The sequence below is a fragment of the Desulfoluna sp. CYM3A genome, from assembly GCF_056829965.1.
This window is the reverse complement of the sequence record NZ_CP186556.1, coordinates 5,387,681-5,410,340: the sequence shown is the minus strand read 5'-3', so window position 1 is coordinate 5,410,340 and position 22,660 is coordinate 5,387,681. Positions and strand designations below refer to the sequence as shown.

The window sequence follows — 22,660 nt, the reverse complement described above, 5'->3', positions numbered from 1 at the left end:
ACCCTTATAACCTGCGACCCGTTATAACCTGGGGGACGCAGGGTATCTGTCTGGTTTTTATGGTGGATACCCATGTACTGGGCGGCGGCGCTTTCAACAGGTTATATCCCTTCCGAGGGTGCGCAGGGAGCGCCTTAATGGAAAATATGCCCGTGATAACAGGGGGTCATGCATTTAACGGGCCGGTTGGCATCGTCTGTGCTCTACTTCTATTCAATCAAATTAATTTGGGTTGCATTTAAGTTTTATTCATCAAAGATGGGGAATAGACATGACACAGATAAGCAGTGAAAAGAAATCAGGCCTGTTTGGGTGGTATTTCAACACAAACCTTTTGCTCCGTATTCTCATCGGCCTTGTGGCCGGTGCAGTGGCTGGCTTGATCTTCGGCCCCAAGATCGCGGCCGTGGCCCCCCTGGGAACCGCCTTTGTCCGTCTGCTGAAAATGATCGTGATGCCGGTGGTGATCTTCACCCTGGTGGTGGGCGCGGCCAGCGTGCATCCCTCCCGCCTGGGACGCATCGGCGTCAAGGCCCTGGTTCTCTATCTGTTGACCTCGGCCTTTGCCGTGGCCATCGGCCTTGTCTTTGCCAACCTCTTCAACCCCGGATCGGGCATGGAGCTGGTGGGCATTGCAGGCGCCAAAGGAAAGTCCGTGACTCCGCCCTCCATGGTGGATACCCTGCTCAACATCATTCCCACCAACCCCTTTGGAGCCATCACCTCCGGCAAGATGCTCCCCACCATCTTCTTCGCCATCTTCTTCGGCATCGGCCTCTCTCACCTGCGGGAGAGCGACGACGACCGAATTCAAAACGCCGCCCAGACCATGTTTGCCTTCTTTGAAGGCGGCGCCGAGGTCATGTACAAGGTGGTGGGCTGGATCCTTGAGGTGGCCCCCATCGGTGTGTTTGCCCTCATCGCCGTGGTCTTCGGAAAGCAGGGAGCCCAGGCCTTCGGCCCCCTGGCCCTGGTGACCCTTACCGTCTACGCTTCCTTTATCTGCCATGCGGTGTTTGTCTACGGCGGCCTTTTGACCCTTTACGGTATCAACTTCTTTGAGTTCCTCTCCCGAGCCCGCGCGGCCATCATCACCTCCTTTGTGACCCGAAGCAGCGGCGGCACCCTTCCCGTCAGCATGGAAGTGGCCGAGAAGAACCTCGGGGTTTCCCGCGGGGTCTACTCCTTCTCCCTGCCCCTGGGCGCCACCTTAAACATGGACGGTGCCGCCATCTACCAGGGGGTCTGCGCCATCTTTGTGAGCCTTGCCATCGGCGCTCCCCTGGCCCTGGACATGCAGCTGACAGTCATTGCCACCGCGGTTCTCATCTCCATCGGTTCTGCCGGGGTCCCCGGTGCCGGTGCCATCATGCTGCTCATGGTCCTGGAGTCCGTGGGCCTTAAAGTCGAGCCCGGCTCCGCTGTTGCCGCAGCCTATGCCATGATCTTCGGCATCGACGCCCTGCTGGACATGGGACGAACCTCCCTGAACGTCACCGGCGACCTGGCCGTGACCTGCGCAGTGGCCAAGTCCGAAGGGGAACTTGACCAGGCTGTCTGGGAACAGGGAGCCTCCGTGGAGCTCTAATCCGTCTTTCTTGTAAGGTCTGACGAAACGGGTCGGATGCGTTTTTCCCGCCGGGAAATAAGGTGTCCGGCCCGTTTTGTTTGGATGGCTATTCAGCCCGACACCGCCTTCCATGGTTATATAGGTTGGGTTTGATAAACAGGTCATCTGAACGCCGGACCGGCGAAAGGTATGGGCAATCCGACCGGTGTATACGTACCGGAGATTCAACCGCGAAAAATGTTTTGCGAGCTTTTTTAAAAAAGCGACCCGCCGGAGGCCACTGAATCGTCTCTTTTTTTCTATGGTTTTGCCATCTGGGGCAAGGGGTTGAAAAGATGAAACCCGTATTGACAGAAGAGCCCTCGGGGGCCATAACCAAGGACAGGTGTCAATGGTTTACCCAAGGAACATGTCGGTTATGAGAGGTTGTCGTTATTTTGCTTCAGGGACCGTGTCACGCGGCCCCAAGTGCCCGTGGGCAGCACGGTGCGCCGCCCTTTTTCTGCTTTTTCTTCTCCTGGCCCAGGCCCTTGCCCCCCGAGCCGCCCGGGCCCCACCGCACATTTCGTAACAAAACCTACATCGTGGGCGGCGACTACTACTATCCCCCGTATGAGTACCTGGATGAAGAGGGCAATCCCAAGGGCTACAACGTGGAGCTCACCCGAGCCATTGCCGAGGTCATGGGCCTCAACATCGAGATCCGCCTGGGCAACTGGAGCGAGATGCGCACCGCCCTTCAACATGGGGAAGTGGACATGCTCCCGGGCACGGTGTTCACCGAAGAGCGACTGTCCGTGTTCGATTTTGTCCCCCACGCCCTGATCCACCAATCCATTTTTTACCGCAAAGGCTCCAGGCCGGCCAAGAGCGTCGACGACCTGGTGGGCTCCGAGGTCATTGTCCAGGAAGCCGGATCCATGCACGACACTCTGGTCAAGCACGGCGGCATCATGGTCATTGTTTCGGACACCCATGCCAACGCCCTGAGGATGCTGGCCGCAGGCCAACACGATTACGCGGCCGTGGCCAACCTGCCGGGGCTTTATCTCGGGCGCAAACATCGCCTCTCCAACATCGTCACCTCGGGCAAGACCGCGGTGAGCTTCAAGTACTGCTACGCTGTAAAAAAAGGGGATGCAGAGCTTCAGGCCCGGCTCAACGAGGGGCTCTCCATTTTGAAGAACACGGGGCGATACCAGGAGATCTATGACAAGTGGCTGGGGGTTCTGGAGCCGAGGACCCCGTCGTGGACGCGCATCATCAAGCTCAGCATGGTGGTGGTGATCCCCCTGGTGCTGATGATGGGCGCCATCCTCATGTGGAACCGCACCCTGAAGCGGGAGGTGGAAAACCGTACCCGGGAGCTCCACCTCCAGCAGCAGCAGCTCATCCAGGCGGACAAGATGGCCTCCCTGGGGATTCTGGTCTCCGGGGTCGCCCATGAGATCAACAATCCCAACAGCCTGGTGCTTTTGAACACCCCGGTGATCATGGATTCCTTTGAAGACCTGTGGCCCATTCTGGAGGCTTACTATCAGGAACACGGGGATTTCTGGGTGGGGGGGCTGGAGTACACCCGCATGCGTGAGGAGATCCCCTACATGCTGGCGGAAATGCAGGCCGGGGGCAAGCGCATCAAGCACATCGTGGAAGACCTGAAGGACTTTTCCCGCATCGACAACTCCCGCCAGATGGAGATCATGGATTTGAACGAGGTGGTGCGTGCGGCCACGCGGCTGGTGGATAACTCCATCAAAAAGGCCACCCACTCTTTTTCGGTCTCCTGCGGCGAAGGGCTGTACAAGGTTCGGGGCAACCCCCAGCGCATCGAGCAGGTGGTGGTAAACCTGATCTTGAACGCCTGCCAGGCCCTTACCGCACCGGAACAGGCCATCTCCCTTCAGACCTTCAACAGCCCGGACCGCAAAGGGGTGGTCCTGGAGGTGCGCGACCAGGGCAGCGGCATCGACCCGGACCACCTGCCCCACCTCACCGATCCCTTTTTTACCACCAAGCGGGACACCGGCGGCACCGGCCTGGGCCTTTCGGTGTCCACCACCATCGTCAACGAACACGGCGGGGTGCTGTCGTTTGCCTCCGAGCCCGGCGCAGGCACCACCGTCTCCCTTCGACTCCCCATGTTCAAAAGGATGTGACCGTGATTCCCAAAAAATCCCTCTACCCCTCATTCAAGGTGCTGATCGTGGACGATGAAGAGCCGTTTATCCGAAGCCTCTCCATCGCCCTGGAGCGGTCGGCCGGCATCAACAACCTCACCCGTTGCCAGGACAGCCGGGAGGTGATGGGGATCCTCTCCCAAGGGGGCTTTGGCCTGGTGCTCCTGGATTTGAACATGCCCTGGCTCTCCGGGGACAAGCTCCTGTCGTCCATCATCGAGGAGCACCCCGATGTGGTGGTGATCATTATCAGCGGCATCAACCAGATCGAACCGGCCGTGCGGTGCATGAAGCTGGGGGCCTACGACTACTTCGTCAAGACCAACGAGGAGGACCGCCTGGTCATGGGCGTGAACCGGGCCATTCAGATGGTGGAGATGTCCAAGGAGCACAAGGAGATCAGAAGCCGCCTTCTCCACGACCGCCTGGAACACCCGGACGCCTTTGAAGAGATCTTGACCGGCGACAAAGCCATGCGGGCGGTGTTCCAGTACATGGAGTCCGTGGCCAAAAGCGCCATGCCCATCCTTATCACCGGGGAGAGCGGCGTGGGAAAAGAGCTCTTTGCCCATACCGCCCATCGTCTCAGCGGGGTGGCAGGCCCCCTCATCTCCATCAACGTGGCCGGCCTGGACGACAACGTTTTTTCCGACACCCTCTTCGGCCACGCCCCCGGGGCCTTTACCAGCGCCCACGGGGTACGCAAAGGGATGGTGGAGCAGGCGGCCCAGGGCACCCTTTTCCTCGATGAGATCGGAGACCTGAGCGTCACCTCCCAGGTGAAACTGCTTCGCCTTATCCAGAACGGAGAGTACTACCCCCTGGGGAGCGACCGGCCCAAGCGCTTAAACGCCCGCATCGTGGTGGCCACCAATCAGGACCTGGACAAGAAGCAGGCCAAAGGCGAGTTCCGCAAGGACCTCTACTACCGCCTCTGCGCCCACCACGTGCATATCCCCCCCTTGCGGGAGCGCAAAGGGGATATTCCCCTTCTCCTCAACCACTTCCTCGGCGAAGCCGCCGACGCCCTGGGCAAAAAGCGGCCCACCTACCCCCGGGAGCTGGAGACCCTCCTTGCCAACTACCCCTTTCCCGGCAACGTCCGGGAACTCCAGGCCATGGCCCATGACGCCGTGAGTACCCACAAAGCCAAAATGCTCTCCCTGGACGCCTTTAAACGCAAGATCGGCTCCATGACCCTTCCCGCCCATGACCAACGCCAAGCCCTAGCCCTCCCCTGAGGACGACAGCGTGTTCGTGGCCACCAAATCCCTGCCCTCCGTCCATGACGTCACAGACCTCCTCGTGACCGAGGCCATGAAGCGCGCCGACGGCAACCAGTCCATCGCCAGCCGCCTCATCGGCATCTCCCAGCCCGCCCTAAGCAAGCGCCTCAAAAAAATGAAGCAGAACGACTAAGGGCTATGCTCAAAAAGCGTGCCTCCGTCAGCAAATGTGTAGGGGCGTTAGCCCCGGAGCATTTGCGATCCTGGGATCCAAGGGCTCAGCCCTTGGCCGCCGGAGGCCGTTTTTTGAATCGAAGGCTTGTCTTTTAGTAACTATTCAGCTCAAAACAGCCTCCGGCGGCAAGGTGTGCCACCTTGAAGCAGGTTGCGGATGCGGTTCCGCCCTCGTTCCTCGGGTCAAATCACATCCGCCTTTAAAGTAAAAATTCACTCAAAATGATTTTTTAAAACCTGTTTGTTAAACCCGCCTTTATAAAATCAGGCAAAAGTTTAGCCCCCGGCAGGGCCGCCGGAGGCATAAGCTGAATAGTTACGTCTTTTAAAGGTTTTATCGAGGGGCGAAAAACAACAAAACTGCAATCAATACGGCTTGTGAATTACATAAGTGTAACTTTCTTTGCGGTGTTGTCGTGTGTGGATTTTCATGGAACCGCTGAATTTCGAGATGACGTGTCAGGCCGTGGTGATGGCACGGAACTTGATTGGGGATATCCCCGAAATCATGAAGAAATTTTCCGTAAGGGATTTATTGTGAACTTTCTGATGGGGATAAACGATGAGACATTGGGTTCGAACAGCGGTGATGGCGGCAGGGGCATGGGCGACGCTCAAAGGGGCGGCCTTTGCCCTCACAGGGGACGGGGTGGACACGGGCAGCACGAGTTGGATGCTTATCTCAACGGCCCTGGTGCTTTTGATGGTGCCGGGCCTGGCCATGTTTTACGGCGGGCTGGTGCGGACCAAGAACGTGCTCTCCACCATGATGCACACCTTTGTGGCCCTGGCCGTCATCGGGGTGCTCTGGGTGGTGTGTGGATACAGTCTTACCTTCGGGGAGAGCATCCTGGGCGGATTATGGGGCTGGAACCCTGACTATTTTCTGCTCTCCGGCATCGATTCCCGGGTGACAGGCGGGATCCCCGATTACATCATCGCCATGTTCCAGGGAAAATTTGCCATCATCACCCCGGCCCTGATCAGCGGGGCCATTGCCGAGCGGGTCAAGTTCAGGGGGTACATCGCCTTTATCGCCCTGTGGTTCCTTTTTGTTTATGCCCCCTTGTGCCACTGGATCTGGGCACCGGACGGCTGGCTTTTAAACACCGGTGCCGCCGGGGTTATCGACCTTGCCGGGGGGCTGGTGATCCACGTCTCCGCAGGGATCAGCGCCCTGGTGGCCGCCCTGTACTTAGGGCCCCGTAAGGGGTTTCCGAAAACAGCCTTTCACCCCAACAACCTTGTCATGACCATGATGGGCGCAGGCCTCCTCTGGGTGGGATGGTTCGGGTTCAACGCCGGCTCCACCCTGGGCAGCGGCCTGGACACGGCCCGGGCCCTGGCCATGACCCAGATCTCCGCCGCCGCAGGCGCCCTCACCTGGCTGGCCATCGAGGCGTGGATCTTTAAGAAGGCCACGGCCCTGGGTTTTGTTTCGGGCATCCTGGCAGGCCTTGTGGTCATCACCCCGGCCGCCGGTGTGGTGCTGCCCGGCGGTGCCCTGATTCTGGGAGCTCTTTCGTCCTGCCTCTGCTACTGGGCCCTGACCCTCAAGCCCAAACTCGGCTACGACGACTCCCTGGACTGCTTCGGCATCCACGGCGTGGGCAGCGGCCTGGGCGTTCTCATGCTCTCCTTTTTTATCCGGGACAGCTGGATGGACGAGGCCTCCGCCGCCGCAGGAAAAGCCTGGGGCCCCTTTGACCAGCTCCTTGTCCAGCTCACCGGCATGGGCGCAACCATCCTTCTGGCCGCCGGTGTCACCCTTGTCCTGTGCATCGTCATCGAAAAGACCCTGGGCTTCCGCGTGGACGAAGAGTCCGAAGTCATCGGGCTCGATCAGGTCCTCCACGGAGAGACCGGCTACGGGTTGGGCGGTCAAAAAAGGCTTTCGTAACGGGCAACGTGGTTGAAAAAACAAGCCTCCGGCGGCAAGGGGCAAGCCCCTTGACCCCAGGTTCGCGAATGCTCCCGACCTTCGTTCCTCAGGTCGATCACATTCGCTGACGGGCTTCGCCCGGAAAGGGTGACCGGTTTCTGGGCTGCCTTGAACGATGAAATAAAAGAGGCCGTGTGACGCCCATGGGGTGACACACGGCCTCTTTATTTAGTCAGATCCTGAAGTTGCCTCCGGCGATCTTTCTGGAGGTATGGACGTTAATGCCGATCGTCGTCACGCTACGGTAACGTATCCTGTTATTGGGACGTTTGTGGTCCGGGCCGCATACACCCGAATCCCGGTTTGAATGCCATTGCGATTTTGACCTGAGGAACGAAGGGCAAAAGCGCAATGGCAACCTGCTTTCAAGGTGGCTCACCTTGCCGCCGGAGGCGTTTTTTTGTCTTAAAACACGCTGATGAGCATGCGGGTGGCCACCACGTAGAGGAGGATGGCGAAGATGCGTTTGAGTTTGTCTACGGGAAGGCTGTGGGCGAGTTTGGCGCCTAAGGGGGCGGTGAGCACGCTGAAGCAGATGATGCCGAAAAGGGCCGGGAGGTAGACAAAGCCCAGGGAGAGGTCGGGAAGGTCCGGGGTGCCCAGGCCGTTGAGGATGTAGCCGAAGGCCCCTGCCAGGGCGATGGGCAGGCCGATGGCCGACGAGGTGCCGATGGCGTGGTGGACCGGGATATTGCACCAGGTGAGGAAGGGAACCGACAGGGTGCCGCCCCCGATGCCCACGAGGCTGGAAAAGGAGCCGATGACGCCCCCTGCCCCGAAGATGCCTGCGGTGCGGGGAAGCTGCCGGGAGGCCGCGGGTTTTTTGCCCAGGATCATCTGGGTGGCCACGTAATAGAGAAAGGCCACAAAGATCCCTTTGAGGATGTGGGTGGGGAGGGTGGAGGCCACGCAGGACCCGGCAAAGGTCCCCACGATGATGCCCGGGGTGATGCGCTTGAACACATCCCAGCGCACGGCACCGCGCTTGTGGTGAGCCCGGAAGCTGGAGACCGACGTGAAGATGATGCTGGCCAGGGAGGTGCCCAGGGCCAGGTGCATCATGAGCTCCTGGGGGATGTGCTGAAGGGTGAAACTGAAGACCAGCATGGGCACGATCACCAGACCGCCCCCGATGCCGAGGAGTCCTGCCAGGACGCCGGCGATGGCGCCCACAACCGCGTAAATCATAAACGATGTCAGCATAATCCCCTTATTGTCCTATTCTGGATTCTAAAAGCAGCCTCCGGCGGTCCTGCCGGGGGCGAAACGTTTCAAACGTTGAACAAACAGGTTTTGCTTGGGCTTTGCGGAAGCCTTGGCACATCATTTCACCCCGAAAAACCAGGGATGAAGCACAGGGGCAATCAGCTGTCCGCCGGAGGCCATTGTGACTCCTCCCCTTCAAACACGGCCTGCTCCACGGTTTCAAGGTGGCGGCGCATGGCGGCTTCAGCCCCTGCGCTGTCTCCCCGTTCCAGGGCATCGATGACCTCCACGTGGGCGATGACCGACAGGCGGCTGCGCTCGGGGGTCTGGAGTGCTTCGGTGCGGGACTCCGTGAGGATGGAGGTGAGGTTTTTCACCACATTGAGCAGGATGCTGTTGCCCGATGCTTCGGCAAGGCAGAGGTGAAAGGCCTGGTCTATGTCTTCGGTGGTCTCACCTGCCAGGGCCCGTTTTCTGTGTTTTAAGACGAGCAGCTTGAGGCGGACGAGCTGCTCTTCGGTGATGTGAAGGGCTGCCCGGGCAGCAAGCTGGGGTTCGATGATGCGCCGGACGTCGAAGATCTCGGCGAGGCGTTCGGTTTTCAAGGGGACCACCCTGGCCAGGTGGGCGGCCAGGGCCGACTCGTCGGGCTCGGAGACAAAGGTCCCGGCTCCCCTGCGTGTTTTCGACCATTCTTGCTGCTTGGGAGACGTTGTTCCGGATGGCCTCTCGGATGCAGCTCCTCTGCAGTATGCCGAAGTGTTCGGCCAGGCTTCGCTCCGAGGGAAGCCGGGTGCCCGGCGGCCACTCGTCGCTCTGGATGCGGGCGGCAATGGCTTTGGCCACCGTGTGAAAGAGGCGGCCCTCCGTCTCTATTTTGGTCATACCAATACTCCATGAAGATGTTTTTTGGTATGACCAATATCACGGCCTTCAGACCACTGCAACCTCAAAAAATGCGAGAGGCAACGGATTGTTCAAAAAACCGCAAAAGTTATGAACAATGGGGGTGTTCTCTGAACGTTGTTTTTGGAGTTGTTCTGGCTGGGTTTTGGCTGGTTGTAGATGGGTTTTCGATGTGTTTTGTTGGCGGGTGCGGCGTATGGTTTGTGTTTGGGGTGTATGCTGTGTTTTTGTTCTTTTTCGACGCACCCCTTTGCCCTTCCGGCGTGCCGGATACCCCTGTTTCAGGGCAGGAATGATACCCGTGGCCATGGTTTTGCAGCCCTGATGCTTATGACATGCGTTTTTAAGGCGGTCACACGCTGTCGTCGGGGACATCGGAGAGATCTGAAAGGTCGAGGTCGGGGTAGAGGCGTCTGGCGCAGTCGGCGCAGATGCCGTGGGTGAACCCCAGCTCTGAGTGGGTGGAGAGGTACTTTTCGATCTGGTGCCAGTAGCCGTCGTCATCGCGCACTTTTTTGCAGGAGGCGCAGATGGGCAGGAGGCCGCGAAGGGTTTTGACATGGGAGAGGGCTTGCTGGAGCTCTTCGATGAGCCGGGCCTGTTTGGCGATGAGGAGGCGCACCTGCACATGGGTGCGGACCCTGGAGAGGACCTCTTCCCGCCTGAAGGGTTTGGGGATGTAGTCCTGGCCCCCGCATCGGAACCCTTCCACAATGGCCGTGGTCTCGCCCTTGGCCGTGACAAAAACCACGGGGATGTCTTCGGTGAGGGGATCGGCCTTGAGGGCACTGCAGGTGGCAAACCCGTCGGGGCCCGGGGGCATCATCACGTCCATGAGGATGAGATCCGGGAGAAAGTGGCGGGCCACCTCAATGGCCTTGGTGCCGTTGGTGGCAAAGGCGAGGTTGTACCCTTCCGGTTCCAGGATTTTCATGATGAGGTCGATGTTTTCCGCCTTGTCGTCCACGATGAGGATTCTCGGAGGGGCGGGGGTGTGCTCGTCAGGGGTCTGCATGGGGATCTCCTTGGGCGGCTGCATCCATCAGGGCGATGATGCCGTCCATGTCGTATTTTCGCATCAGTCGGGCCATGGTTTCTTTGGCCTCTCCGTCCAGTTGTTCCATAAGCTTTTTGAGTTCGCTGATTTTTCCGAACCGGGCTGCCTCCCGCACGGCGTGGCGAAGGTCCGGCGGCAGGTCGACGGCCATGGGGGGCAATGGGGGCGGTGGTTTGGAAACGGGTTTGAAGGCCACGGGGAGCAGGGTTTCCACAGCATCGGTCACGTCATCGATGCGAAGGGGTTTGGGAATGCAGTGGTCAATGCCCTTTTCCTGGGCGAGCTGCTCCTTGAGTTCAAAGACATCGGCGGTGACCAGTACCGTGGGGACGGGTGCCGGATCTTTTCTGGCCCTGGCCTTCCGGGCCGTATCCAGGCCGTTGAGGCCGGGCATGTGGTAGTCCACAAAGAGAATGTCCGTGGGGCGGGTGTCCAGCTGAGCCAGGGCATCCCGTCCGTTGTCCACGGTGGTGACGTCAAAGCCCAGCCCTTTGAGGATGGTGGCAAGGACGTCCCGGTTGTGCTGGTTGTCGTCCACCACCATGGCCGTGAGGGCGCCGTTTTTATCCAGGGTCCTGGGGCTTGGGGGTGATGGTGGCGCGGGCAGGCTTTCCATGGGCACCTGGGGCAGCTTGAGGGTGAAGTGGAAGCGGCTTCCCAGGCCCTCGCCCGAGGTCAGCTCCAGTTTTCCTCCCATGAGTCGGACATAGCTGTCGGAGATGGGCAGGCCCAGGCCGGTGCCCTCTTCCCGGGCGTCGGTGTGGCCGGCGAAAGGGCAGAAAAACGGCGGGCCATGCCGTCGGGGATGCCTGTGCCGGTATCCCGGACCTCGAAGTGAAAGAGGTCCGGGGCGGTCTCTTGCACTCGGAGGCGGATGGCGCCGGAGCCGGTGAATTTGACGGCGTTGTTGAGCAGGTTGATGAGCACCTGGCGAAGTTTGCCTTCGTCGCCCTCCACCGGAAGGCAGATGCGCCCTTCGGGCCCCGAGACTTCCCAGGCAAGGTTTTTGTGCTTGCACCTCAGGGCAAAGAGGGTGTCCAGATTGGTGAGCAGGGCCATGAGGTCGAAGGGGATGACCCGAAGGTCCATTTGGCCCGCTTCGATCTTGGAAAAATCGAGGATGTCATTGATAACCCCCAAAAGGTGGGTTCCGCTCTTTTCAATGGTGTCCACGGCGTGGCTGGTGTCCGGGTCACCCAGCTCCTTTTGCTGGAGGAGCTGGGCGTAACCCAGGATGGCGTTTAAGGGGGTGCGGATTTCATGGCTCATGTTGGCCACGAAAATGCTCTTGTACCGATTGGCCACTTCAGCCTCTTCCTTGGCTTTGTGCAGGGCCTCTCCCATGGCCTCTTTCTCTTTGATCTTCTCCTGCAGGAGACGGTTGGTCCCTTCAAGCTCCCCGGTCCGTTCCTCCACCTCTTTTTCCAGGTGGGCATAAAGGTGCTTGAGGCTGCTGCTCATCTCCTGGAAGGCATGGCACAGGTCGCCGATTTCATCGGTGCGGACATCTAAATCGGGCTTGACGAATTCCCCCCGGGAGAGGGCCTTGGCCATGGTGGAGAGGGTGACCACCGGGGTGACAATGCTCTTGGACAGGAAAAGATGGAGGCTTACGGCCACCAGTCCCAGGATGAGAAAGCTGCCCACGCTCAAGGTGATGGCGTCCATGCGGAGCTGGGCCACGGCGGTGTCGGTGAAGATCCCGATTTCGACCTCACCCAAGGGCACGCCGGTGTCGGAGGTGATGGCCTTGGAGGCGATGAGGATGTTGCTGCCGGTACGGCGCTGTTTTTTTGTGACATCTTTTCCGCGGATAATGGTCTTGATGTTGATGAGGGAGTTGCCGGAGGTGTCGTAGATTTCACAAAAGGCCACCTGGGGGAACTGCTCCACGCTCAACGCCACCTCTTCCAGGATGAAGTAGTTGTATTTTTCCAGGGGCTGCACGCTGAACTCTGCCACCAGGGCGGTGAGCCGCTCGGTCTGCCGGGTGAGGTCCCCCATGAGCTGGTGCCGCTGCTTGTCCAGGATCAGGGCCCCGGACAGGATCAGGGCCACCAGGAGGATCAGGAGGATCCCGGTGGTGATCTTTCGCTGGAGTGTCCAGGCAAAGGTCATGGCGCTCCTTTTGGCGGGGCAGCGGTTCGGGGAAGGCGGATCTCACCGGCGATGATCTTCAGGCGCACCTCCTCCAGGCGGTCGAGGAGGGCTTCGGGGATCCGGGTGCGGGTGTAGGTCATGGGGGACAGGCCCACCCCCTCTTCCAGGAGGCCATAGTGGCGAATGCCGGGGCGAAAGCGGCCCATGGCGATTTTGGCCACCTCTTTGTAGGTGGCGATGTCCAGGCGCTTCATCATGCTGGTGAGGACATGGCCCACGGCAAGGTGGTCCTGATCCGAGTCCACACCGATGACAAAACGGTCGGCTGCCCGGGCCGCCTGGATGACGCCGTTGCCCGTCAGGCCTGCCACGGAAAAGATGGTGGTGGCACCGCGCTCGTACATTTCGGTGGCCACGGCATGTCCCCTGGCGGGGTTATTGAACCCGCTGTAGTCCGGGGCTTCGGAGATAAAGGCCACCTCTATGGGGATTCCCGGAGAGGCGTAGCGGACCCCGGCGCGAAACCCGGTGAGAAAGGGGGCCATGACCGGTATGTCCACGGCTCCGATGTAGCCCACCTTCTGGGCGCCGGGCATGGAGGCTGCCAGGAGACCGGCCAGAAAAGATCCCTCTTCCACGGCAAACACCGTGGAGACAACGTTGGGGAGGCCCTTGATGGGGACATCGTGCATGATGAAATAGACGTCGGGGTGGCGCTTGGCGTAGGTGGTCACCAGCTCCTTGAATTCAAACCCGTTGGCCACGATTACCTGCACCGGTCGCTTGAGGAGGCGTTGCATGGCTTGTTCGGCCGCGGCCTGTGATTTTTCCATGTCCTCCACCACCACGTCGATGCCCAGGTCCTGTTTGGCCTTGATGAGACCGGCGTAGGTCATGTCGTTGAAAGATTGATCGCCGATGCCGGAATGGCCCACGAGAAACCCCACGGAGAGGGAGGAGCCAGAGACGGGGATTGCAGGTACCAGAAGGGCTGCCAGAAAAAGGATGAATGATTTCATGGGGCGGCCTCCTCGCACCGGTGCACGGTGAGTTTTCCTGAGATGATGTCGGACTCCGCCAGCTTCAGCTGCCGGTGGATCGCCTCGGGGATCATGTCCCGGGTGAACCGCATGGGGCTTAAGCTGACGCCGCCGTTTTTCAGGTTGTACGGGCTCTCTCCGGGCTGGAAGCGTCGGGAGAGGATTTTTTCCACCTCCATGAGGGAGGCCCGGTCCAGGCGCTTCATCATGCTGGTGAGGATGAGCCCCCTGGCCATGTGGTCCTGATCGGCGTCGACGCCGATGACGTAGCGGTCGTGGGTCCGTGCGGCCTGGATGACCCCGTTGCCCGAGAGCCCGGCCACGGCATAGATGATGTCCACTCCCTGGCTGTAGAGGGCGTCGGCCAGGGCGTAGCCGGCATCGGGGTCGCTGAAGCCGGAGTAGTCACCTGCCTCGGTGATGTAGCGGGTGGTCACGGTGGCCTCGGGGTTGGCGAATCGAACCCCCTGGGTGAACCCCATGTGAAAAGAGCGGATGGCGCACATGCGGACACCGCCGATGAACCCGATGCGTCGGGTTTTGGTCATGGCGCCTGCCAGGACACCGGCCAGGAAAGACCCCTCGTGGTTGGCAAAGGTGGTGGAAACGATGTTGTCATAGCCTTGGATAAGGTGGTCATTGATGATGAAGGTGATCTCAGGGCGTTGGGATGCCACGGTCTTGACCAGGGGGAGAAGGCCCGCACCGTTGCAGACCACCACCGTGGCTCCGGCGGAGAGCAGGGTGTCCAGGGCCTCTGCCCGGGAGGCGTCATTTTCTTCGGCCGGTGCGTAAGTGAGGCGAATGCCGTATTGCTCGCGAGCCTTGGCCAGCCCGATCCAGGTCATGTCGTTGTAGGACTGGTCCCCGAGTCCCCCGCCCCCGGCAAGGAACCCCACGGTGAGGGATTCGGCCCCGCAGGTTCCCCACAGCATCAGCACAAGGGCCAGCAGCGGGAGAAGGCCCGCTCGGACGATGCGACCAGGGTGGAGCGTGGTGTGGCGCCGGCAGTTGTGGGACGAGGTGATACGCATGTTGTCCTGCTGTTGTTAAAAATATGGAAACCGAACCCCTGTGAGGCATTCGTTGCCGACCATCAGGCCAGCCATGGGGCAAGGGGGCGTGGAAAAAGGGTGGGGAGGCGGATTCAAGGGGTGGTCATGGCGTTGGGCCTGTTTAAAAAATTACCATACCGACCTGTAAATAAAAAGGCTGTTTTTCTATGGATCTCAATGGGTTTGGGTGAAAATGGTGCCTCGGGCGCCCCTTGGGAAGGGGTGGGAGAGGACAGGGATAGGAAAGAGATGAAAAAAGGTGAAAAGTTATGAACAATTGGGGCTTCTGGCGGCGTGTTTCACGCGTTTATGAGGGAACCCAGGTGGAAAGTCGGTTCTGATGTGAGGGTTGTGGTGTGTGGAGGGGTTGTTGTTGTGAATATCGGTGTCTTGTCATGTGTTTTTCGGGTTTTGTATTGGTTTAGGGTGGAGTAATGGTGGTTTTACGGTGGGTAATCCCTCTCTGATGGGGTGAAATGGGCAGGCACAACCCGGCTATGGGTGATATCCCTCGATGTACCGGGGGCTCCTGGGGCAGCATGGGCGGAATGGACGGAAAAAGAATCGTACGATACAGCTCAAAACAGCCTCCGGCGGCCCTGCCGGAGGCTTGCAAAGAATCTCCCTTAAAGTTTGGTCCATGGCTGTGCTATATACGCCCCATGGACATGACACTTTCATCCGTGGACTATCGTATCGCAGGCAACGCCTGGCTTCGTGACATCAACCTCACCCTCTCACCGGGGCAGGTATGGGCCGTCACCGGACCCAACGGCTCGGGAAAATCAGCCCTGGGAACCCTGCTGGCCGGCAAGGCCGAGCCCACCTCCGGGAGCCTCACGGGCATGCCCGAGGCCGTGGGACACCTCTCCTTTGAGGAGCACCTGGCCACCATTGAGCGGGAAATCCGGGAGGACGACACCGATTACATGGACCGCATCGACCCCGGCCGTTCTGCTCTGGGGTTTATCATGGAGCAGGTGAAGGACGAGCCCAAGGCGCGCCTGTTGGGGGAGTCCTTTGGGCTGGCTCCCCTGTTTGAGCGGGGCCTGCGCTTTCTCTCCACCGGAGAGATTCGAAAGACCCTCATCTGCCGGGCCCTGATGAAAGATCCCACCCTCATGGTCCTGGACGACCCTTTTTGCGGCCTGGACAAAGGGGCCACAGCTTCTTTAGGAGAGCGCATCCACGGGTTGTCACGTGCCGGGGTGACCCCGGTGCTCATTTTGGGGCGGGAAAAGGAGATGATGCCCTGGGTGACCCATGTGGCCGAGATGAACCAGGGGCGACTTGTGTACTGCGGCCCTGCAAAAGGGTGGGCCCAAAAGCGACCTGCCAAGGTCGCTCCGGCCCCTGCGGCGCTTTCCGATGCCTGCTTTGTCCCGGCGGAAGACGCCACGGTGTTCATGGAAGGAGAGCCCCTGGTCCGATTTCAGGACGTGTCCGTGGCCTACAACGGGCGGCCCGTGGTGTCAGGGGTGAATTTTGCCCTGAGAAAAGGGGAGCACCTCATGATCACCGGCCCCAACGGCTCGGGAAAATCCACCCTGCTCTCCATGATCAACGGGGACAACCCCAAGGCCTACGGCAAAGACATTTCCCTTTTCGGGCGCAGGCGGGGCACCGGAGAGAGCATCTGGGAGATCAAAAAAGAGATCGGTTACCTCTCCGCCGAGTTCCAGATTGGCTACAGAGCTTCTGCCACACCCTTCTCCGCCATCCTTTCGGGCCTCACCGACTCCATCGGCACCTACCGGCGCTTTTCCCCAAAAGAGAAAGAGGCGGCCCTTGCCTGGCTCGACGCCATGAACCTCTCCCATCGCAAAGAGAGCCCCTTACGCAGCCTCTCCTCAGGGGAGCAGCGCATGGTCCTCATTGCCCGGGCCATGATCAAGGCCCCTGCCCTCCTCATCCTGGATGAACCCTGCCAGGGGCTGGACGATGCCAACAGCCGCTTTGTCCTCGACCTGGCCGACCGGGTGGGCATGAGCGGAAAAACCACCTTGATTTACGTCACCCACACCGAGACCGACACCCTCTCCTGCATCACCCACCACCTGCGCCTGACCCCCGACCGGGAAACCGGCAGCACCGCACGGGTCGCACAGGTTTAACCAGGCCAACGCATGTAACTATTCAGCACCAAAAAACAGCCTCCGGCGGCAAGGTGTGCCACCTTGAAAGCAGATAGCAGATGTGATTTGCCCCTCGTTCCTCGGGTCAAATCACATCTGCATTTAAAACGGCATTCATGTAACTAGTTTTTTATGACCTGTTTGTTAAACGTTTAGCCCCCGGCAGGGCCGCCGGAGGCAAACATCTCAATGCGTTTGTCCTGCAGGTCACACTCAAGCCGATAGAAAATCGTTGCCAAGCTGGGTTTTGAGGGTGTTGATGAGCTCCTGTGCCTCGGTATCGGTGTAGGGCTCTGCGCCGGGGGCTCCCCAGACCGGTGCGGGCCAGCAGTAGTCGGAGGCAAAGCGGCCCACCACGTGGATGTGGAGCTGGGAGACGACGTTGCCGATGGCGGCCACGTTGAGTTTTTCTGCGCCCAGGTTCTCTTTGGTGAGGCGGGAAAGGGTGCAGACCGCCTTGTGCACGGCACCTTGAAGGGGGGCTCCAGCTCGTAGAGCTCGGGTCTTGTGGGTGGGGGGCACAAGGATGAACCAGGGGACCTTTTTGTTGTTCATGAGAAGCAGGCAGAGCCCGTTTAAAGTACCCAGGGTGAAGCAGTCATGGTCCAGTCGGGGGTCGAGGGAAAAGTCGGTCATGGGGATCTCCGATAAATAAAGGGTGAACGGCCGGCTCAAAGGGATTCGAAATGTAATTGTTTCGTATCTGTTTGCCTCCGGCGGCCCTGCCGGGGGCCAAACTTTTGCCAAACTATATGATCTGGGTTTGACAAACAGGTCTTGTAAACGCTTATGCTTTTATAAAGCGTTGCCGGGTAAGCCCATTGCTTCACATCGAACAGATATGCAACCGGGATGTTTTTGCGGAGCTTTTTCAAAAAACGAATACCCCGGAGTTATCCCGGTTTAAGTCAAGTGAATCCCAAGTGCCATTTATCGTGTTTTCGGAATAATGAAAGGGGCCTTTTCTGCAAAAACGATGGCCATATGTCACACACCACGCGAATGCCCCCGAAAGCGTGTGTAAGGCGACTGCCTCCATGCATTCGCCATAGGGTTTCAAGGTGCCCCACCTTGCCGCCGGAGGCAGGCTTTTGGTAACGACTTTAACCATAGAAAGCAATCTGAATAGTTTCCCCGAATTCAGGGCAAAGATCAACGGCAGCCATGTGGCTTAAGGGGTGTGTCATGGTGAGGAACGTTTGTGCTTGCTCGTATTTTGCCTTTAAAGCAGGGGTAAAGCTAAGGGGAAAACCAGCCGAAAAGGGGAATGTGGGGCTGGGTGTTGCGGTCCCTTTAAATCAACCTCCCCCTTTGCCGCTCAGCCCCAGCGGGGCTGAGCGGCAAAGGGGGAGGCGACCGGAACGTTTTTGCGGGGCTTTTTTCAACAAGCGGCCCGCCGGAGGCGTAACCGACAAGTGATGCTCTGATTCGGGTGGATCTATAACGACGCAGCGTGGGAGAGAGGTGATGGCACAACCCGGGTGGATCCGATATCGGTTTTTGATGATGGTGCTGGGGGCCTGCCTGATGGCCTCCTGTGTGGCGCGGGTGGAGCCTGTGGACAGGCGGCAGGCCTATCTGATGTCGCGGCAGATTCACAAAGAGGAGCAGTTTCTGGAGGTCCGCCCCTTTCTCTCCCAGTTCGGGGACATCCCGGTGCCGGGCGAACTCTATGAGGTGGCCGAGCACACCCTGCTGATGGAGACCCGGGGCGAGAAGACCGGGCTTATCGTCTACACAGGGCGGGTCCTGAAAACCTCCCTGGAAATCTTTTTCAGGGCCGAGCTCAAGAAGAGGGAGTGGACCCTGGTGACGGCCTGCGCCTCCGAGCCTTCCACCGTGCTTCTTTTCAACAAGAAAACCCGCTGGTGCGTCATCATCCTCGACGCGCGGGGACCCCACACCGATGTCCGCATCGGAGTCTCCCAGGACCTGGGCCTTGCCCCGCGCCTTGTGGGCCACTGAAGAACAGATCGCTTTATCAAAAAATAATGCCGCAGTGAGTTACCCGAGATTCAAGGGGCAACGTGCTGCGGCATTTTTTTTGAAACATTTGGTAAGCAGATTTTGTAAATAGTCAGTTGCCTCCGGCGGGTCGTTTTTTTGATGGACCCGCTTTAAATAAATCAGGCAACCGTTTGGCACCCGGCAGGGCCGCCGGAGGCAACGATGAACGGAATTGTTACCCAGATTCTAAGCAAGCCCTATCTGTAATCCTTGTAATGAATATCGTATTTCTGGGCCTTGTAGGAGAATTTCCTGACGGTGGTGCCCAGCATCTGGGCGGCGGCGGTGATGTTCCCCCGGGTGTTTTTGAGGGTATCGATGATCATCTCCCGCTCCAGGTTGGCCGTGGCCTCTTCCAGGGTTTTGGCCGGCAGGGTGCCGGACTCGGTGCCGGTCTGGAGGGTGGGCGGCAGGTGGTAGCCGTGGATTACCCCTTCGTTGCAGAGGAGCACGGCCCGCTCAATGCAGTTTTCCAGCTCCCGGACGTTGCCGGGCCAGTGGTAGCTCATGAGCATGTCGATGCCCGGGGTGGAGATGCGCCGGATCTCCTTTTCGTTCTCCTTGGCGTACTTTTCCACAAAGTAGTCGGCCAGAAGGAGGATATCGGTTTTGCGCTCTTTCAAAGGGGGAAGGAAAATGGGGAAGACGTTGAGCCGGTAGTAGAGGTCCCCCCGAAAGGTCCCTTCGTCCACGGCCTGTTCCAGGTTTTTGTTGGTGGCCGCGATGATCCTGACGTCGCTTTTGAAGGTGCGGTGGCCCCCCACCCGCTCGAACTCTTTCTCCTGCAGGGCCCGTAAGAGCTTCACCTGCACATCGAGGCTGATGGAGCCGATCTCGTCCAGAAAGAGGGTGCCCTTGTGGGCCAGCTCGAATTTTCCCTGCTTCTGGTTGATGGCGCCGGTAAAGGCACCCTTTTCATGGCCGAAGAGCTCACTTTCGATGAGGTTCTCGGGCAGGGCCGCGCAGTTGACCTTGATAAAGGGGTGTTTGGCCCGGTTGGAGTTGTAGTGGATGGAGTTGGCCACCAGCTCTTTCCCCGTCCCGCTCTGGCCCCTGACCAGCACGGTGGCGTTGCTTTTGCACACCTGGGAGATCATCTGGTAGACCTCCCGCATCTTGTTGGAGTTGCCGATGATGTTGGTGAACCGGTACTTGTTCTCCAGCTCCGTTCGCAGGCGGGTGTTCTCTTCCTTGAGCTTTTCCTTTTCCCGGTTGATCCTCTCCAGGTTGATCACATGGGTGGCGATCATGGTGGCCACCACCGAGAGGATCTCCGTGCCTTCGGTGAGGGAAAAGCTTGCCTCAAAGGGCCGGTCCACGCTCAGGGCGCCGATGACCCGCTTTCCCTTGATGACCGGTACGCAGAAGAAGGAGTATTCCACCCCGTTGTGCTTACGGGAGGCGGTGCGGTCCAGAAAGAGAGGCTCTTCGCTGATCTTGGGAATGGCAACGGGCTCGCCTTTTTCAAAGACGGTGCCGGTGATCCCTTCACCGGGCCGGTATTTGCCCTTGCGCATGGCGCTCTTGGAGAGGCCGTGGGCCACCTCGATGTTGATCTCGTTACGCCTGGAGTTCAGGAGCGTGATGGTGCCCCGCTCCATATCCATCCCCTCTTCCAGGATGTTCAGCACATTGTACAGGGCGTTTTTGAGGTCGAGGTGCTCGTGGAGGGCTTTGCTGATTTCAAAGAAGAGTCTCGTTTCGTTCAGGCGTTTCATGCCGTCTCCCAAAGGCTCTGAAATGGCATCGACTCCCCGGCAGGGCCGAGGGGGGCTGCCTTTTGATAAGGGGGCCGGGCGACAGGCCTTTTGCCTGCCGTCGGGCGGGGGCGGCTGACTGAAGGCGTCTCCTTCCCGAGTCGCCGCCATGGGTCAGTGATAGGGAAAAACCGGGGTGAAGGCAACAAATTTGTAATTTTTGGCGACTAAATTTCAAGGGGCCGGAGCACGGAATATCCGGCGTCTTTAGGGGGGTGAAAGAGGTGGATCCCCGGGGTTTCAGAACGGTTCTCATGAGCTTGCCCCTGGCGCTCTGTCGGCTCATTGTCATCACCGGGTACCGGTGGAGGGGAATGTCGGTGTTGTCAGTTGTGGTGAGCATGCTCCGCCAGGAATTTGGTTCCCTTTTTGGATATGGTATAAGATATCTGATATATTATATATCATTATGCAAAACAGTGCTCGGTTTCTCCAGGGCCAACGCATTTGGATTTTTGCCTCCGGCGGCCCTGCCGGTTTCCCCACCCCGTGTTGAAAAGCAAAGGGGGCGGTGCTACCTTAATATGTGTGCAGGCAGGAGGGCGGGCTCGCTTTGGCTCCACGCCATTTTCTAATGATCGTTTACGGGAATCCGGCATGATTCTTCACCTTGACATGGATGCGTTTTTCGCCGCAGTGGAACAGCTGGACCATCCCGAGTTGCGCGGGCAGCCCGTGGTGGTCTCCGGCCACTCCGCCCGGTCCGTGGTGTCCACGGCAAGCTATGAGGCCCGCCGTTTCGGGGTGCACTCGGCCATGCCCCTTTATGAGGCCCTGAAGCTCTGCCCCCATGCCCGGGTGGTCTCCGGCAACCGGCGGCGCTACAAGGAGATCTCCGCCCGGGTTTTTTCCATCTGCCGGGAGTACACTCCGTTGGTGGAGCAGGTCTCCATCGACGAAGGATACCTTGATGTCAGCGGGTGCCAGGGCCTCTTCGGTCCCCCCGAGACCATCGCCCGCACCCTTCGAAAGCGGGTGGCCGAGGAGACAGGCCTCACCTGCAGCGTGGGCGTGGCCCCCTTGAAATTTCTGGCCAAGGTCGCCTCGGACATCAACAAGCCCGACGGCATGTACGTGATCTCTCCCGAAGCCATGGACGCCTTTCTCAATGGCGGCGCCCGTGAAAAAGGTCCCGGGGGGCTGGTGGAGGCCAACTGTGTGGCCCTCCTCGAAGAGCTGGGCATCCGGACCCTGGGAGATGTCAGGCAGTACCCTGCACAGGCCCTTACCAACAAGATGGGATCTGCCGGTGAGCGCCTCACTGCTCTGGCCTGGGGACAGGACCGCTCCCAGGTGTCGGCCGAGGCCGACGAAGCCAAGAGCATCAGCAGCGAGACCACCCTGGATAAGGACACCACCGACCCGGCCCTTGTCCACACCCGTTTCCTTGCCCAGGCCGACGAGGTGGCAGCCCAGCTCCGCCGCAAAGGCCTTTTTGCAAGGCGCGTGGCCATCAAGCTTACCTTTGCCGACTTCCGGCGCATCACCCGCCAGGCCACCCTGGACACCCCCACCCACCTCTCCGGCCGCATCTACGAAGAAGCCGTGGCCCTTTTCAACAGGGAATGGAAAGGCCAGCGCATCCGCCTCGTGGGCCTCGGCTGCTCCCAGCTCACCCACGACGAATCCGCAGCCCCCAGCCAGCTGGACCTCTTCGGCCAGGTCGCCCGCCGCCAGGCCCAGGACGACGGCTGGGAAAAGGTGGAGCACAGCGTGGATGCCATCCGTGAAAAATTTGGAAAATACGCCGTCACACGGGCCCGGGTGAAAAAATAAAAAAGATGACGATTCAGCTTGCCTCCGGCGGCCAGCTTTTTGAAAAAAGCTGGACCAAAAATGTTTCGGTTGCATCCCTTTTTTCTACATCCCCGCGAAGCTGAGGGAAATAAGGGCTTAAAGAGCCGCTGAGTCCAAAGCATATGGCTCATCAATGTCAGAGACACAACCGGAATCCCCCTTAAGACCTGTTTGTGAAACCCAGTCTATAAAATTTGGCAAAAATTTCAACCTCAGCAGGGCCACCGTAGGTTTTGTTGGCCTGAGTAGCCGAAAACAAGAAAGGTTGTGGATGTCCCTGCCCAGAAGTAAGGGCAGGACATCCGACCACTCCAACGGAGCTGGACTTCGGGCAGCGGAGTCCGTTTTCCAGATCCGTTGGGGGCCCGGCGCCAGAAGCTGGAGGAGAGTTTCACCTCCATGGCCCGTTCCGGTCACCGAGGACATCGACACACTCCTTATTCGAGGT

General features: G+C 59.3%; 17 protein-coding genes and 3 pseudogenes. 10 read left to right on the top strand and 10 right to left on the bottom strand.

The window, feature by feature from the left end; all coding sequences use genetic code 11:
• Positions 1-271 precede the first annotated feature (271 nt).
• The 5 genes from ACOYW1_RS27350 to ACOYW1_RS27330 all read left to right on the top strand — a co-directional run bounded on the left by ACOYW1_RS27350 (position 272) and on the right by ACOYW1_RS27330 (position 7,110).
• Positions 272-1,588 carry a dicarboxylate/amino acid:cation symporter gene (locus ACOYW1_RS27350; protein ID WP_482420474.1) on the top strand — a complete coding sequence of 439 codons (1,317 nt, stop codon included), beginning with the start codon at positions 272-274 and terminating at the stop codon, positions 1,586-1,588.
• 512 nt (positions 1,589-2,100) lie between these two features.
• Entirely contained in the window at positions 2,101-3,729 is a 1,629-nt protein-coding gene (locus ACOYW1_RS27345) for a transporter substrate-binding domain-containing protein (RefSeq protein ID WP_482420473.1), read from the top strand.
• Positions 3,730-3,731: 2 nt separating this feature from the next.
• Entirely contained in the window at positions 3,732-4,991 is a 1,260-nt protein-coding gene (locus ACOYW1_RS27340) for a sigma-54-dependent transcriptional regulator (protein ID WP_482420472.1), read from the top strand.
• Positions 4,992-5,001: 10 nt separating this feature from the next.
• Complete coding sequence (locus tag ACOYW1_RS27335) at positions 5,002-5,169, top strand: helix-turn-helix domain-containing protein (RefSeq protein WP_482420471.1); 168 nt, start codon at positions 5,002-5,004, stop codon at positions 5,167-5,169.
• Positions 5,170-5,772: 603 nt separating this feature from the next.
• Positions 5,773-7,110 carry an ammonium transporter gene (locus ACOYW1_RS27330; RefSeq protein WP_482420470.1) on the top strand — a complete coding sequence of 446 codons (1,338 nt, stop codon included), beginning with the start codon at positions 5,773-5,775 and terminating at the stop codon, positions 7,108-7,110.
• Between the two features lie 447 nt (positions 7,111-7,557).
• On the opposite strand, the gene ACOYW1_RS27325 is transcribed toward ACOYW1_RS27330, so the two are convergent.
• The 3 genes and pseudogenes from ACOYW1_RS27325 to ACOYW1_RS27315 all read right to left on the bottom strand — a co-directional run.
• Positions 7,558-8,355: a sulfite exporter TauE/SafE family protein gene (locus ACOYW1_RS27325; protein WP_482420469.1), complete on the bottom strand. Its 798-nt coding sequence runs from the start codon at positions 8,353-8,355 to the stop codon at positions 7,558-7,560.
• A gap of 161 nt (positions 8,356-8,516) precedes the next feature.
• Positions 8,517-8,963 (bottom strand): FadR/GntR family transcriptional regulator, encoded by a 447-nt coding sequence (locus ACOYW1_RS27320; RefSeq protein ID WP_482420468.1) that lies wholly within the window; start codon positions 8,961-8,963, stop codon positions 8,517-8,519.
• Positions 8,964-9,075: 112 nt separating this feature from the next.
• Positions 9,076-9,243 (bottom strand): annotated as a pseudogene (locus tag ACOYW1_RS27315) (GntR family transcriptional regulator); the annotation flags it as partial.
• A gap of 11 nt (positions 9,244-9,254) precedes the next feature.
• On the opposite strand from ACOYW1_RS27315, the gene ACOYW1_RS27310 reads away from it, so the two are divergent.
• Positions 9,255-9,560 (top strand): hypothetical protein, encoded by a 306-nt coding sequence (locus tag ACOYW1_RS27310; RefSeq protein WP_482420467.1) that lies wholly within the window; start codon positions 9,255-9,257, stop codon positions 9,558-9,560.
• A 56-nt stretch (positions 9,561-9,616) separates the two neighbouring features.
• On the opposite strand, the gene ACOYW1_RS27305 is transcribed toward ACOYW1_RS27310, so the two are convergent.
• The 5 genes and pseudogenes from ACOYW1_RS27305 to ACOYW1_RS27285 all read right to left on the bottom strand — a co-directional run bounded on the left by ACOYW1_RS27305 (position 9,617) and on the right by ACOYW1_RS27285 (position 14,495).
• On the bottom strand, positions 9,617-10,279 hold the full coding sequence (locus ACOYW1_RS27305) for a response regulator (protein ID WP_482418552.1): 663 nt from the start codon (positions 10,277-10,279) through the stop codon (positions 9,617-9,619).
• Positions 10,269-11,801 (bottom strand): annotated as a pseudogene (locus tag ACOYW1_RS27300) (histidine kinase dimerization/phospho-acceptor domain-containing protein); the annotation flags it as partial. The gene ACOYW1_RS27305 and the pseudogene ACOYW1_RS27300, both read right to left, overlap by 11 nt.
• Positions 11,777-11,989 (bottom strand): annotated as a pseudogene (locus ACOYW1_RS27295) (HAMP domain-containing protein); the annotation flags it as partial. The pseudogenes ACOYW1_RS27300 and ACOYW1_RS27295, both read right to left, overlap by 25 nt.
• 446 nt (positions 11,990-12,435) lie before the next feature.
• The gene (locus tag ACOYW1_RS27290) at positions 12,436-13,440 is read right to left on the bottom strand and encodes a BMP family lipoprotein (RefSeq protein WP_482420466.1); all 1,005 of its coding nucleotides are present in this window, start codon (positions 13,438-13,440) and stop codon (positions 12,436-12,438) included.
• Positions 13,437-14,495, bottom strand: coding sequence for a BMP family lipoprotein (locus tag ACOYW1_RS27285; RefSeq protein WP_482420465.1), 1,059 nt, complete (start codon positions 14,493-14,495; stop codon positions 13,437-13,439). Before ACOYW1_RS27285 ends, ACOYW1_RS27290 begins: the two co-directional genes overlap by 4 nt.
• Before the next feature lie 126 nt (positions 14,496-14,621).
• Here ACOYW1_RS27285 and ACOYW1_RS27280 point away from each other — a divergent pair, with 126 nt between their 5' ends.
• Both ACOYW1_RS27280 and ACOYW1_RS27275 read left to right on the top strand, forming a co-directional pair.
• Positions 14,622-14,789: a hypothetical protein gene (locus ACOYW1_RS27280; protein ID WP_482420464.1), complete on the top strand. Its 168-nt coding sequence runs from the start codon at positions 14,622-14,624 to the stop codon at positions 14,787-14,789.
• Positions 14,790-15,199: 410 nt separating this feature from the next.
• Positions 15,200-16,630: an ATP-binding cassette domain-containing protein gene (locus ACOYW1_RS27275; protein ID WP_482420463.1), complete on the top strand. Its 1,431-nt coding sequence runs from the start codon at positions 15,200-15,202 to the stop codon at positions 16,628-16,630.
• 234 nt (positions 16,631-16,864) lie between these two features.
• Here ACOYW1_RS27275 and ACOYW1_RS27270 read toward each other — a convergent pair whose 3' ends face one another.
• Complete coding sequence (locus ACOYW1_RS27270; RefSeq protein ID WP_482420462.1) at positions 16,865-17,287, bottom strand: HIT family protein; 423 nt, start codon at positions 17,285-17,287, stop codon at positions 16,865-16,867.
• Positions 17,288-18,118: 831 nt separating this feature from the next.
• On the opposite strand from ACOYW1_RS27270, the gene ACOYW1_RS27265 reads away from it, so the two are divergent.
• Positions 18,119-18,616 carry a hypothetical protein gene (locus ACOYW1_RS27265; RefSeq protein ID WP_180138131.1) on the top strand — a complete coding sequence of 166 codons (498 nt, stop codon included), beginning with the start codon at positions 18,119-18,121 and terminating at the stop codon, positions 18,614-18,616.
• A gap of 239 nt (positions 18,617-18,855) precedes the next feature.
• Here the strand turns inward: ACOYW1_RS27265 and ACOYW1_RS27260 are convergent, their stop codons facing one another.
• Positions 18,856-20,376: a sigma-54 interaction domain-containing protein gene (locus ACOYW1_RS27260; RefSeq protein WP_482418546.1), complete on the bottom strand. Its 1,521-nt coding sequence runs from the start codon at positions 20,374-20,376 to the stop codon at positions 18,856-18,858.
• Between the two features lie 636 nt (positions 20,377-21,012).
• Between ACOYW1_RS27260 and dinB the strand changes: the two genes are divergently transcribed.
• Positions 21,013-22,191 (top strand): DNA polymerase IV, encoded by a 1,179-nt coding sequence (gene dinB / locus ACOYW1_RS27255; protein WP_482420461.1) that lies wholly within the window; start codon positions 21,013-21,015, stop codon positions 22,189-22,191.
• The last annotated feature ends 469 nt before the right edge of the window (positions 22,192-22,660 follow it).

Coding starts and splice junctions, on each gene's coding strand:
- ACOYW1_RS27280 (WP_482420464.1), top strand. CDS start 14,622: ATGGCGTTGGGCCTGTTTAAAAAATTACCATACCGACCTGTAAATAAA.
- ACOYW1_RS27270 (WP_482420462.1), bottom strand. CDS start 17,287: ATGACCGACTTTTCCCTCGACCCCCGACTGGACCATGACTGCTTCACC.
- ACOYW1_RS27260 (WP_482418546.1), bottom strand. CDS start 20,376: ATGAAACGCCTGAACGAAACGAGACTCTTCTTTGAAATCAGCAAAGCC.
- ACOYW1_RS27290 (WP_482420466.1), bottom strand. CDS start 13,440: ATGAAATCATTCATCCTTTTTCTGGCAGCCCTTCTGGTACCTGCAATC.
- ACOYW1_RS27330 (WP_482420470.1), top strand. CDS start 5,773: ATGAGACATTGGGTTCGAACAGCGGTGATGGCGGCAGGGGCATGGGCG.
- ACOYW1_RS27310 (WP_482420467.1), top strand. CDS start 9,255: ATGAAGATGTTTTTTGGTATGACCAATATCACGGCCTTCAGACCACTG.
- ACOYW1_RS27305 (WP_482418552.1), bottom strand. CDS start 10,279: ATGCAGACCCCTGACGAGCACACCCCCGCCCCTCCGAGAATCCTCATC.
- ACOYW1_RS27265 (WP_180138131.1), top strand. CDS start 18,119: ATGGCACAACCCGGGTGGATCCGATATCGGTTTTTGATGATGGTGCTG.
- ACOYW1_RS27285 (WP_482420465.1), bottom strand. CDS start 14,495: ATGCGTATCACCTCGTCCCACAACTGCCGGCGCCACACCACGCTCCAC.
- dinB (WP_482420461.1), top strand. CDS start 21,013: ATGATTCTTCACCTTGACATGGATGCGTTTTTCGCCGCAGTGGAACAG.
- ACOYW1_RS27325 (WP_482420469.1), bottom strand. CDS start 8,355: ATGCTGACATCGTTTATGATTTACGCGGTTGTGGGCGCCATCGCCGGC.
- ACOYW1_RS27350 (WP_482420474.1), top strand. CDS start 272: ATGACACAGATAAGCAGTGAAAAGAAATCAGGCCTGTTTGGGTGGTAT.